Below are 11,821 nucleotides of genomic sequence, written 5' to 3'. Positions count from 1 at the left end.
CCGAAAATACGGCTCTTGTACCGCCGCGCAGCGTGCTTCGCGATGCGCCTCTGACGAGCGGTTATCGCGCAGTCAAAAGCCTCAGCAGCATGTCGGTTTGAGGGATTTTGTAGTTTGCGTCATCCCACGCGTTCAGCACCATCAAGCCGGATAAAACCGATAAATAAGAAGCGATCAGATCCGCAGGATCGCCGGCGGCAAGCTCGCCAGCACGCTGTCCTTCCGCAAACAAGGGAAGCAGCCGGTCGACAAACGCATTCATCGAATACTGCTCCATGAGCTGCTTGACCTGTTCGGGAACTCCGTCGGAAGTACGCGCCTGATAGATCAGCAAAAAATACGGCTTTCCGCCTTCGTCCAGAATCGCTTCGGTTAACACTCTTATTTTTTGAAGCGGCGAGCCCGGCATGGCATAGATGTTGTCCAATTCATGGAGCGCTTCCGTCATTGCCTGCTGAACAAGCGTTGTGAAAAGCTCGTCTTTCGATTTAAAATAATGATAAAACAGTCCGTGGCTGATGCCGGCTTCGGCTGCGATCATGCTCATTTTCGTGCCGGCGATTCCCCGCCGGGCAAAGACGCTCAGCGCCGCCCTTATAATTTGTTCTTTGCGTTCATCGCGTATTTGATGCAATTGTTCATCGTTTAAAGGCGTCAAAGACTGCCCCTCCTTCACTTGATTTAGCCGATTACGTATATGAGTATATCATTGATGGTCCGGACGTTTCATATGTTTATTCCGCCGCTATACATTCCGTTTAAGCAAGCGGAACAAAAGGCGCCTCGGAGAATGTAGGAAGCACCTCCTCCAATATTTGCTCCAGCGGCGTCCCGTAGCGCCCCGTTAGTTCCTCAAGCCGCTGTCGGCCTTCAACGGATGCATTTAAAACCGTCCCGACCGTCTGTGCATTCAGTATGCTGCGCGGCGACAATGATAATGTATTGACCGTCCAGTACAAACCGTACAGCTCCAATTTGCGCTCGGTCATTATATATTTGAGCAGCAAATCCATAAAATTCCGGCCAAATGAAATGCCTTGGAGCGGCTCGCTGCCCGCATATTCCACTCCCTGCCATTGCAAGTCGTTGGCGCAGTTCAACCACCATGCCGGTTCGATTACATGCTGTATGCTTTGAAGCACTCGTTTCTCGAAATCGGGCTTGGGGGCATCCCATTGTTCACGCAAGCAGCGCTCCAGCGTTTCCGCTTCTATCGCGGCGACCGTCATGCCTTGGCCGAAAATCGGATCAAAGATGCAAAAGGCATCCCCAAGAACCAGTAGTCCTGTCGGCCAGCTTTGCATTCGTTCATAATGCCGCCGGTACAACTCGGGAACGCGGAAGCCGCGGGGCGGCGTGATCGGCTCAAGCCCTTGCAGCAGCTCGGCAATCTTCGGGCTTGGCAGACGGATGATCTCCTGCTCGTACGCTTCGCCATCCGCCGGCGGATACTGTCCTCCCGGACGATAGAGCAGCAGCTCGGCCGTATGATTCTCGATAAATGAAAACACGCCGGTGAATGTACCATTGGCAGGCTGACCCGCAATGTTGATCGTATCCCATGTTTCGATAAGATGCATCCGGTCGGACGGCACTTTATAGCGGCGGGTGCTGTAACCGATATCGACCTTCAGCAAATCCGGCTGCGGCACCTCGTACCCGATTTCGGCAAGCCATCGATCGAGCTTGGAAGAACGGCCGCTCGCGTCTATGACCAAATCGGCATACAGCGCACGTTCCCGCCCGAATCCATTTCGCTCCCGCACTTGAATCCCGATGACGGCGGAACAATCCTGTTTCGTCAATAGTCGCAGCGCATCATGCTTCGCAAGGAACCGCACATTCGGAATCGCCTCTACCCGCTGCCGCAGCACCCATTCCAGCAGCGCCCGGCTGAACTTGTAATCGTTGCGCGGGTATTGCATCTCCACACTGCCGTATTGATTCATATTATAAACGGTCTTATTTAGTACGGAAGGCGCGCCATGCGCCATTAGATCGTTCTCATATCCCGGGAAAAGGCGTTCGACCACAGCTTTGCCGCGCGACGTAAAACGGTGCGGGTGAAATGCCTGCGGCGTTCCCGTCCGTTCTCCGGGATGCGCAGGAAGCTCATCCTTTTCCACGATCACAACCTCCTTGAAGTAACCGGATAAAATTCGTGCCGTCAGCAGTCCGGCAAAGCCCCCTCCTATTACAAGCGCGGACCCGCCAGCTTGCCCCCCATTCATTGCATGATCACCTGTTTGAACATGTTTCATTACTCCAGTCTCCCTAGATTTATGATTGACTAATTCAGTCAATAATTGAGTGAAAAAAACCTCCCCTCATTTCCAGCATTCTCCCCATCTGCGTATGTTTCAGGCTGCGTCGTATGCTTGCCCTGTCACTGTACGCGGCAGCGAAGCATGCAAAGCGGCAGCGGTACCGCGCAGCCTGGTATGGACTGGATATCGGTTTGGATGAACGAAATAATTATTGATTGACTGTTTCAGTCAATAATCAATTTATATTACTTTCACTCTGCTGTCAACACTAAAAGTTCTGTTCTCTATACGCTGCCAGTCTGTTTTCGCCGGATCAGGCCGAGCACGAGCGGCGTCAGGCCTGCCGTAAAAACAGCCAATACGTAGAGGCAAAACACGAACGATTCGGCATAATTGCGCGCATTGGCCTGCTTTAATACGTCCGTCAGCACGCCTCTGACGTTCGAATTATCCGTGCTGCAGCCGGTCGGCAGTACAGTCGGATTCGTTGAACGCGCATATTCGGCATAGCAGCTTTGAAATTGGCGCAGCACCGCTTCGCCCTGACCGCCAGTCGGATTGAAATCCGCTATTGCTTGCTGCAGCTGCGGGGCGAACTGCCGGCCTACAGTGTCAGCATGCGATCCGAGCGTATTCAGGAACAGCAGACCGATTAACGCAATTCCGATCGCGAAGGCGACCTGCATGCCGGTCGTTAAAATTCCGGAAGCGGAGCCGATGTCGCTGCTGCGAATTTGCGCCAATATAACATGAGTCAACGGAGCTGCGATCGCACCCTGTCCGAAGCCCAGCACGAATAAGGCGGGAATCCATTCGAATCCGAAGGCGGTCAGTCCCGTCGAATGCAAGGACCAAGCGAAATACACATAACCGAGTGAAGTCATAACCGCTCCGCATGTCAGTACATGCAGGCCGAATTTGGCGACGGCTTTGGCGGAGTACAGCGAGGCGAGAAAGTACCCCGTTCCCATCGGCAGGATGATGAGCCCCGCTTTAAGCGCCGTATAGCCGAGCCCGATTTGCAAAAAATAGGCCGATACGAGAAAATAGGCGGATTGCGAGCAAAAAAGGAGAAACACGATCACCATGCCGTACGTAAAGCTGCGCTGGCGAAACAAATCGACATTCATGAACGGCGATTCGCCTTTGCGGGTCAGCCTGCGTTCATACCAGACAAAGGCTGCCAGCACCGGGAACGATAAGACGAGGCAAACAATCAGACCGAGCGGCCAGCCTTCCTTTTGTCCCTGTACCAGCGGATAAATGAGCATAAGCAAACCGGCAGCGGCGCCGGCAGCGCCGATCCAATCCAGCTTCGCCTGTGATTCGCCTCTGGACTCCGCGATAAACGGAATCAGCCCAATAATGACGATGCCGATTGGAACACTGAAAAAGAACACCGTCCTCCAATCGAGAGCAAGCGGGTTCCAGCGCAGCAGCAAGCCGCCGATCAGTTGTCCGCTTGTAGCGGCGATACCTTGCGCCGCGCCGTACATACCGAACACGGCCGCACGCCGCTCAGGGGCATAATTGGCCTGAATCAGCGACAACACCTGCGGCGCCATAAGCGCCGCCGACAGCCCTTGAATGATTCGCATGACAATCAGCATTGTCACGCCCGATGCAATTCCACAAAGAAAGGAAGCGGCGGTAAAACCCGCCACGCCGACGAACAGCATCCGCTTGCGTCCGAACCGGTCCCCCAGACGACCGCCGATAATAAGGGTGACAGCATAGGCAAGCGTATAGCTTGTAATAACGAGCTGCACCTCGGAGAAACTGGCGTGCAGTCCGCGTTGGATTGAAGGTGTAGCTACGTTGACGATAAATATATTGGCTACCGACAAAAATACGGTGAACAGCATAACTGCCAGCAGCATGAGGGATCGGGTTCGGTCCTCCGTTTGCGCAGCCTGCCGTGCCGGGGATAAGGCTGATTGTTGAAAAGACACCATGCATTCTCCTTTCGGATGTGATATAATGGGGTAGACAGTTCTGTCTCTTGTAAAATAATACAGACAGATCTGTCTCATGTCAATCCATATTTTACATGTTTACAGGAGTGAATCTGCCATGGAAAAGAAAGAATCGGCCAAGGAACGCATTTTACAGATTGCATCGGACTTGTTTTACCGGGAAGGTGTACGCGCTGTCGGTATCGACCGGATTATTGCGGAGTCGGGAGTTGCCAAAGCGAGCTTCTACCGTAATTTCGCGACGAAGGACGATCTTGTTGTCGCATTTCTGGAGCAGCGCCGGCAAAGAACGATGCGCCGGATCGAGGACGCCTGCAGCCGGTATCCGGACCATCCTGCCGAACAGCTATGTGAGCTGCTCCGAAGTCTCGCTTCCAGAATGAAGGAGCCCGACTTTCGCGGCTGCCCGTTTATGAATACAACTGTCGAGTTTCCCGATGAAGATCATCCCGGCCATCATAAAGCAACAGAATGCCGCCGGGAATCGTGGAACCGTATAAAACAAATCGCCATCGCAGCCGGAGCTCATGACCCCGATGCATTGGCGAAGCAGCTGGAAATATTGTACAATGGCGCAGTCATGACCGTCTACATGTATGAAGCAGAGGAAGTTTGCGATCATTTTTGCAAGGCGGCGATGCTGCTGGTTAAAGAGCACATCCCTCATTTCATTCCGGCATTGCGATAAAATCGAAGCTTGAGACCAGGCGGTTCCTTCCCTATCCCGCTTACCGATCGGATAAATGAGTCCGCTTTCCGGCAACCTGCTGCCCGGTATGGGAGGACAACGCCGTGCATTCGCGAAAGGCGAAATGTTTGCAGCCCAGACATTGCTTGTCATCCAGCTTATCCAATGCGCTCGTAATGGCTGCGCCAGTATGTTCAAAGAAATGGTTAACCCCAATATGCCGATCCAACCCGGATTTATTCAAATATGCGCGGGGCTGCATTTGCATGCCCGAGATGAACAGACTGCCGCCGGAGCTTTTCACCTGTTTCAAAATAACGCCAAGATTGGCCTCGCCGTCAGCGTCCATAAGCGGCACCCTCCCCATCCGCAGCAGCACGACTTTCGGATGCGAGCGAATCGAGTCCGTAATCGATGTCTCAAACAGGTCGGCCGCGCCGAAAAATAAAGGCCCTTCAATCGTATAAATGCTGATTTGCGGGCAATCATGGCCTTCTTTGACCATATGGGCTCTTACCTTTTCTTTTTGCGACGGATCAGGCAGCCCCTTGGAAACCGTTATACTATCCCGCATCCGTTTGACAAAAATAAGCACCGCAAGCGCCAACCCGACTTCAACGGCTGTAGTCAAATTCGTCAGTACAGTAAGCAAAAATGTAATCGCCAGCACGATCGAATCGCTCGTTCTCATTGTTAAAATGCGGACAAAATGCTTCCTTTCGCTCATATTCCAGGCCACCACCATCAGGATCGGCGCCATGCCTGCAAGCGGAATCGCAGAAGCAAAAGGGGCCAGCAAAATTAGCACCAACAATACAACGATCGCGTGAACCATTCCTGAGACAGGAGAAGCGGCGCCGTTTTTAATATTCGTGGCCGTACGCGCAATCGCGCCGGTAGCAGGAATTCCCCCGAACAGCGGGGTGACCAAATTCGCGATCCCCTGCCCGATCAGCTCGCGATTGCTATTATGCTTGCTTCCCGACATGCCGTCAGCCACAACGGCCGACAGGAGCGATTCAATGCCGCCGAGTAAAGCGATAACGAGAGCGGGAGGCAGCAGCTCTACTATTTTTTCAATTGTAATATGCGGCAAGGAGAGTGTCGGCAGCGTATCCGGAATGGCCCCATAGGTGGAGCCGATCGTTTCAACCTTTCCATCGAAAAACAACGCGGCGACTGCGCTTGAAACGATAAGTCCGACTAATGAAGGCGGGATTTTGGGGAATATTTTCGGAAAAATGAGGATGACCGCAAGGCAAATCCATGCAGTCAGGATGCTGTACCCATTCCATGAAGACAGTCGGGTACCGATTTCATATACATTGGACAAAAAATACTCATGGTTCTTTATATTTCGCAAACCGAGGAAATTCGCGATCTGCCCGGTAAATATAATGACGGCGATGCCAGTAGTAAACCCGATTGTAACGGGCCGGGGGATGAATTGAATCAGCATGCCGAGCTTGAAAACGCCCATTAAAACAAGTAAAAAGCCCGCGATCATACCGGCGAGAAGCAAATTTTCATATCCGTATTGCAATACAATGGCCAATAAGATCGGCACAAAAGCGCCGGTCGGACCCCCGATTTGAAACCTGGAACCACCCAGCAATGAAATGAGGAAGCCGGCTGCAATGGTTGTATAAATCCCGTATTGAGGCTTAACCCCGGAAGCAATTGCAAAAGACATGGCAAGCGGAATCGCAACGACGCCGACGATCAGCCCGGCAATGAGATCCCGGCGGAATGCGTGGACATTGTAGCCTTCAAATCTTCCTGTCCATTTCATATGAGCCCTTCTTTTCATATATTTGATTATTTGAATATATAGGAAATATACACCCGGCTATTTGTATTGTCAATGAACGATTTAACCATGCAAAAAGGAACCCTTTATAGTCCTCGAAAAGAAATGGTTGAATTTTGATATATGCTTCTAGACTAGGTATCTTTACCCTTTTTCCTGTTTTTCAGTTCCATCTTGAGAGCGGATTCAACAGACTCAGCCAAAATATCAAACTTTTGAGCGATACTGTACTTAAGAGTCTCGCCACAATGTGAGCATCTAACCTTTTGGAGTTCAGTAATTTTTAAGCAATTTGGACACTTAAACATATTTTGGAGGCCACCTTCTGTTTTCATTAAGACAAATTTTTCATGCTCTCATCTTTGCTAATTTTACACCCAATAATGTAATTGGAATCTCTACAACTAATGCAGCCGACTTATACCAATCAGGCGAAATGTCGCCTGTTACATAACTATAAGAAGTTATTGCGATTCCGATGACCCCAATTGTTGCTGCATTAAAATATTCAGACTTCTTCGCAATTCGAGCACATATATATCCACCAATCATAGAACATGTTGATCCAACTAGTAAAAGTAAACTTTTTTCGTTTTCGTTAATTGCAGTAATACTAATACCCTTTATAGTGTAATAACAAAAAATCAATAAACCAGTGGACAAATAAGTCCTTGCAAGATTTACTGCAAAACCAAGAAGAACTGTTTTATTTGAAAATCATTAAATTTCATAATGGCTGTCCATTTCTCAAATGTTGCGTCATATCACGAAAAATTTTGTCATGATGATAGAATAGTAGACAATTAATACTGAATTCAATGATTGAAATTTTTTCTCCCATTCTTGATTTCCTTAAAAAGGCCATTTTAATCGAATTATGTAGAAAGAAAACGCACAAGAATAGTTCCATCCGCACTTCCATATTTAACCATTTTAAAGTAATATTCACAATAAGACGACTTGTACAAAGGCGGACACCTTACTGGAAAGGTGGAGGCTGTAAACATGGATATATTTCAAGCTCTTTCAATCATGTTTGCATTTGGATTGTTTATTCTCACATTGCTAAGTTACATTGACAAGAGGAAATGATCTAAATTGGCACTAGTTTTGGTTTGAAACCATACTAATTTAAACCGCCAGCTACAAGCCGCCGTACAAGTCAGGTCATGTCCAGTTGATCTGACTTGTTTTCATTCAATTAAAACAGTTGAATTGGTTCCTTCTCTAAATAAACGCGTTTAGTCGGTGCAAGGTTGTCTGCTGAATGAGCTTCCTTGATATCCCTCTTGCAGAATTTAATCAGATTATTATGTTGTATTATGTTATTTCAAACTCTTTGTGCTACAATAATTCATCCGCAAAAAGTTCCTTCAACGTCTTCTGAATGTCTTCAGCAGATTGAAAGTTGTGTTCCTTTACAAATTGACGTAGTTCTTGTTTGGACAGCAGTCCGCTTCGGGTCGCCATGTATTGATTCCCTCCAACTTTGATCTAGTAGTCAGTATTGACACATTTATCTCAGTTGAGAGGTTACACAATTTATTTTACAGACCCGCCTCTTGACATATTCGCAATACTCGAGAACATTGATCATAAATTGGATACTAAGGATTCAGAAATTACTGTGCTTAACAAAAGAGTTTTTAAAGTAGAATCTGATTTAGAACGGATAAATAAACAGTAATCATCCAGCCCTTCCGGGGTTGGATTTTTTATTGTTTTACTTCAAGCAACAGGACGTTGCGAATAAATAACTTACACAAGTGTTTAGGGACAATCTTTCACTAACGTTCTTGTATCTACGAACCCTCACTGCCTTAAGGGACGTAGTCCCAGCCGCGACGCGGTTAGGCAGTCTCTAAGAATTAATGATATGGCTATCATAACACAAAATCGATTCTCAGTAGATTTGTACAAATATTGATCCAACCTTATAGACAAAAGAAAAACGCCTTATATGGCGTTATTATTGACCCCAAAAGGGAGCAATACAAGATGCTCACCCTTTATTATGTTTTAATCTTCGCTGAACTCAATTTCATTAAAATCACTTACAACTATCAGATCATTTATACTATTAACAGATGAAGCAAACAATTCCTTGTACGGTGTCACTGTCTCTGCTACCCTGCTATCTCTTTTCTTCCACTGATCCAAAACTTCTTGAGTTATTTCAAAAGGTACCAATGGCTTCACACTTCGCTTACTATGTACGACTATAATCCTGTCACCATCTTTAGCAATAACAACATTGTTCTTGTAGATCATCTGCAAATGCTTCTCTTTTTCTGTTTGCTGTACGCTCATACGTTCCCCTCCATTGTATAATGATTATAAGACAAAGGGGAATTGGTAGCAATGTAGTTCAGGATAATTTTAGTATTTCTTGACTTCTCAAAAATAGGTTGTGTTTATTCGTTTCTGATGTTTTCCAGCAAGGAAATAGCGTCCACCAAATGATTGTCAAAAATTTGTCTGGCCACCCCGAGAAGGTCTTTGATGAGCGGATCGCGAAGCGAATATATGACCGACGTCCCTTCTTTGGATCCGAAGACCACATTTTTATTGCGCAGCACGGCCAACTGCTGCGACACGGCCGAGCCTTCGCTGCCCAGAATGGCCTGAAGCTCGTTAACGTTTTTATCCCCTTCGCACAGCACCTCAAGGATTCGTATGCGCATCGGATGAGCCAATGCTTTGAAAAATTCCGCTTTAAACTGTTGAATATCACGATTCATACATCGATTCCCCTTAAACTGCTGAAGCCCAGAATATATCCATTATCATATCATAAACGGCAGACTCTTTGCATGGACGCACGCTTTACGGAAGCCTGCTTCGCATTCATAATCGGTCCCCGTCCTCAACAGATTGCGCAGCAAGCCAATTTACCGCATCTGCCAAATCCGTGGCGATATAATCGGGACGTGCGACATCATACCAATTGTCCTTATATTGTTCAAGCGACGTTTTCCCCCAGCCCGTCAAAACCATAATTTTGACGGCTCCGACCGCTGCGGCCGCTAACATGTCCGTTGAGCCGACATCGCCGATCACCGCGCAGCGGGTCAGGTCGAGCCCGTGCTCCCGCGCCGCCTTCAGCAGCATGCCCGGCTTCGGTTTATGGCAGTTGCAGCCTGCATCGGCAGCATGCGGACAAATATAGGAGCCGTCGAATCCATATGCGGCAAACTGCCGGACAAAATCCGCTTCGTCGGCCTGTCCACGAGCAATGCGATGCTGGTTCGTGAAAGCAAATACAAGGAGACCTTTCTTCTTAAGACGACCGATCGCGTTTAAAGAAAAAGGAAAAAGTTCGAAATCCCGCGGATGAATAAAATGCCCGTCTCCGCCAATCGTACCATCGCGATCCAAGAATACTGCCTGCAGCCGCTGCATAAAGTGCAGCCTCCCTTCGACCGGTTGCAGTTACCGGTATTTTAACGGATGAGGTCCATCGCTTTTTGAATTTGGGTTCCGTATTTCGTTTCGGCGAGCTTGGGGGTTTGTGTTTTCGAAGGGGAAGCGCTGTAATAAAGAATGAAATAATCGCGTACTTCGTAAGCTATCGGCGCATGAGAGCTTAAAACCTGTTGACGTTCCTGAAACTGTTTCATCCCGAGCTCCCGCTTTTCTTTCGATCCGAAGTCATACACCCGGATGATTTCATCATTATCGATTTTATAGCTGAGCGGACTGACGTTTTGAAGCTCGGCTTCCTTGGGCGATTCGACGGAAGTGACTTGAATTCCTTCGGATTTAATGGCTTCAATAACCGAAGTATACTTTTGTTTAGAGGAGCAAGCATTGAACAGCAGCAAGCTTAAAAGCGCAACTACTAGTAATGACCTCATGAAGCCCCCTTTCTAATGGCTGCATTCGTGCTGGCAATAGCGGCAACCAGTAACGAACAAGCATTCGTTCGCTTAATGTGATTACATTTATGGCACCGCTTTCAAGTGAAGCATGAACATGCGGCTATAGCTGATTTTTGTGCGGACTCGGTCCGGCATGCAGCCATAACGTGACGATCGGCTGCTCGGTGCCGGAGTTCAGATGGTGGTCTTCCCCTGGTTCGGTTAACCGCAATCTTTTCATCGTGTTTTCCTCCTCCATGATCAGATCGTTTGGGCACGGACCTGCTTCGTATGATCGCTGAACGCTTGATTGATGAGGGACGTTGCCGTTAGTCCGACATAGTCGGCTCCCCATTCTTTTCTCGCCTTTGCGCCTTGGGCATCCTTCGTATGAATGCCTACCTTGACACCGTACCTTTTGGCTGTGGACAAAATAAGATCCGACGCTTTTAAAACCTCCGGGTGATCGATCTGTCCTTCATAGCCGAGCGATACCGACAAATCCGTCGGGCCGATATAGACGACATCAATACCCTTCACGCTCAAAATACGCTCCAGATTCGTCAGCGCTTTCTCACTTTCAATATGTACGCAGACGAGCGACTGTTCATTCGCATGCTGCAAATAATCGCGGATCGGCACAGTCCCGTATCTTGCCGCCCTCATCGAAAAAGCAGCCCCGCGCTTACCGTACGGCGGGTATTTGACCGCGGCGACAACCTGCTCGGCCAGCTCGCGGGTATCGATCTGCGGCACATGCACGCCATGCGCCCCGCGATCCATAGCCTTGAGGATATCGCCGGGAACGCTGGATACGACTCTCACAAGCGGAGTCGCCCCGGCAAGCTCGGCGGCAATAACCATATGCTCGACGTTCTCATCGCTCAGCATCCCATGTTCATTGTCGATAACAATGACGTCAAATCCGTTGTATGCCGCCATTTCGACCATTTGCGTGGAAGGAAACCCGATAAATACGCCTTGAGGTACGGATTGCCCCGCGGCCAGCGTCTGTTTGAATGAATTGGTGAACATTGGATCAGCTACTTTCTGTAAAAAGATTTAGTACGAAACCGCATTCAACTGAACAGGGATTGATTTCTCCATAACTATTATAACAACTAATACTATAATTGAAATATCATATTTATAGCATCATTGTTGTCTCCGTTTACCTAATAAAAGAGACAACCGGTTTGCGACCGCTGTCTCCCGCTTGC

The 11,821-nt window shown here is 48.4% G+C and carries 12 protein-coding genes; 2 read left to right on the top strand and 10 right to left on the bottom strand.

Annotated features, from left to right (window positions below):
- Window positions 1-61: 61 nt before the first annotated feature.
- From E1757_RS21375 to E1757_RS21365, 3 genes are all read right to left on the bottom strand, one after another.
- A complete protein-coding gene (locus E1757_RS21375; protein ID WP_133231908.1) occupies window positions 62-658 on the bottom strand; it encodes a TetR/AcrR family transcriptional regulator in 597 nt (198 codons plus the stop codon).
- A gap of 100 nt (window positions 659-758) precedes the next feature.
- Complete coding sequence (locus E1757_RS21370; protein ID WP_133231906.1) at window positions 759-2,261, bottom strand: NAD(P)/FAD-dependent oxidoreductase; 1,503 nt, start codon at window positions 2,259-2,261, stop codon at window positions 759-761.
- 290 nt (window positions 2,262-2,551) lie between these two features.
- Complete coding sequence (locus E1757_RS21365) at window positions 2,552-4,222, bottom strand: MFS transporter (RefSeq protein WP_165972217.1); 1,671 nt, start codon at window positions 4,220-4,222, stop codon at window positions 2,552-2,554.
- 118 nt (window positions 4,223-4,340) lie between these two features.
- Here E1757_RS21365 and E1757_RS21360 point away from each other — a divergent pair, with 118 nt between their 5' ends.
- Window positions 4,341-4,931: a TetR/AcrR family transcriptional regulator gene (locus E1757_RS21360; protein WP_133231902.1), complete on the top strand. Its 591-nt coding sequence runs from the start codon at window positions 4,341-4,343 to the stop codon at window positions 4,929-4,931.
- A gap of 40 nt (window positions 4,932-4,971) precedes the next feature.
- Here E1757_RS21360 and E1757_RS21355 read toward each other — a convergent pair whose 3' ends face one another.
- Together E1757_RS21355 and E1757_RS21350 are read right to left on the bottom strand one after the other, a co-directional pair.
- Window positions 4,972-6,723 carry a SulP family inorganic anion transporter gene (locus E1757_RS21355; protein WP_133231900.1) on the bottom strand — a complete coding sequence of 584 codons (1,752 nt, stop codon included), beginning with the start codon at window positions 6,721-6,723 and terminating at the stop codon, window positions 4,972-4,974.
- A 366-nt stretch (window positions 6,724-7,089) separates the two neighbouring features.
- Entirely contained in the window at window positions 7,090-7,404 is a 315-nt protein-coding gene (locus E1757_RS21350; RefSeq protein ID WP_133231898.1) for a hypothetical protein, read from the bottom strand.
- 342 nt (window positions 7,405-7,746) lie between these two features.
- Between E1757_RS21350 and E1757_RS36230 the strand changes: the two genes are divergently transcribed.
- Complete coding sequence (locus E1757_RS36230; RefSeq protein ID WP_220446521.1) at window positions 7,747-7,833, top strand: putative holin-like toxin; 87 nt, start codon at window positions 7,747-7,749, stop codon at window positions 7,831-7,833.
- A 927-nt stretch (window positions 7,834-8,760) separates the two neighbouring features.
- Here E1757_RS36230 and E1757_RS21345 read toward each other — a convergent pair.
- From E1757_RS21345 to E1757_RS21325, 5 genes are all read right to left on the bottom strand, one after another.
- Window positions 8,761-9,051, bottom strand: a complete 291-nt coding sequence (locus tag E1757_RS21345) for a hypothetical protein (RefSeq protein ID WP_133231896.1) — start codon at window positions 9,049-9,051, stop codon at window positions 8,761-8,763.
- Between the two features lie 104 nt (window positions 9,052-9,155).
- Window positions 9,156-9,482, bottom strand: coding sequence for an ArsR/SmtB family transcription factor (locus E1757_RS21340; protein WP_133231894.1), 327 nt, complete (start codon window positions 9,480-9,482; stop codon window positions 9,156-9,158).
- 106 nt (window positions 9,483-9,588) lie between these two features.
- Window positions 9,589-10,143 (bottom strand): HAD-IIIA family hydrolase, encoded by a 555-nt coding sequence (locus tag E1757_RS21335; protein ID WP_133231892.1) that lies wholly within the window; start codon window positions 10,141-10,143, stop codon window positions 9,589-9,591.
- Between the two features lie 41 nt (window positions 10,144-10,184).
- Window positions 10,185-10,598, bottom strand: a complete 414-nt coding sequence (locus E1757_RS21330) for a hypothetical protein (RefSeq protein WP_133231890.1) — start codon at window positions 10,596-10,598, stop codon at window positions 10,185-10,187.
- A gap of 264 nt (window positions 10,599-10,862) precedes the next feature.
- Entirely contained in the window at window positions 10,863-11,636 is a 774-nt protein-coding gene (locus E1757_RS21325; protein WP_133231888.1) for an HpcH/HpaI aldolase family protein, read from the bottom strand.
- Window positions 11,637-11,821: the final 185 nt, after the last annotated feature.

The sequence above is a fragment of the Paenibacillus piri genome (genome assembly GCF_004354045.1).
Taxonomy (GTDB): domain Bacteria; phylum Bacillota; class Bacilli; order Paenibacillales; family NBRC-103111; genus Paenibacillus_S; species Paenibacillus_S piri.
This window is presented reverse-complemented; position numbering and strand designations above follow the sequence as displayed.

What these genes read in the sequence shown, in the direction of transcription:
- E1757_RS21340 (WP_133231894.1), bottom strand. Translation starts at nt 9,482, where the DNA reads ATGAATCGTGATATTCAACAGTTTAAAGCGGAATTTTTCAAAGCATTG.
- E1757_RS21345 (WP_133231896.1), bottom strand. Translation starts at nt 9,051, where the DNA reads ATGAGCGTACAGCAAACAGAAAAAGAGAAGCATTTGCAGATGATCTAC.
- E1757_RS21360 (WP_133231902.1), top strand. Translation starts at nt 4,341, where the DNA reads ATGGAAAAGAAAGAATCGGCCAAGGAACGCATTTTACAGATTGCATCG.
- E1757_RS21325 (WP_133231888.1), bottom strand. Translation starts at nt 11,636, where the DNA reads ATGTTCACCAATTCATTCAAACAGACGCTGGCCGCGGGGCAATCCGTA.
- E1757_RS21330 (WP_133231890.1), bottom strand. Translation starts at nt 10,598, where the DNA reads ATGAGGTCATTACTAGTAGTTGCGCTTTTAAGCTTGCTGCTGTTCAAT.
- E1757_RS21370 (WP_133231906.1), bottom strand. Translation starts at nt 2,261, where the DNA reads ATGAAACATGTTCAAACAGGTGATCATGCAATGAATGGGGGGCAAGCT.
- E1757_RS21365 (WP_165972217.1), bottom strand. Translation starts at nt 4,222, where the DNA reads ATGGTGTCTTTTCAACAATCAGCCTTATCCCCGGCACGGCAGGCTGCG.
- E1757_RS21335 (WP_133231892.1), bottom strand. Translation starts at nt 10,143, where the DNA reads ATGCAGCGGCTGCAGGCAGTATTCTTGGATCGCGATGGTACGATTGGC.
- E1757_RS21355 (WP_133231900.1), bottom strand. Translation starts at nt 6,723, where the DNA reads ATGAAATGGACAGGAAGATTTGAAGGCTACAATGTCCACGCATTCCGC.
- E1757_RS36230 (WP_220446521.1), top strand. Translation starts at nt 7,747, where the DNA reads ATGGATATATTTCAAGCTCTTTCAATCATGTTTGCATTTGGATTGTTT.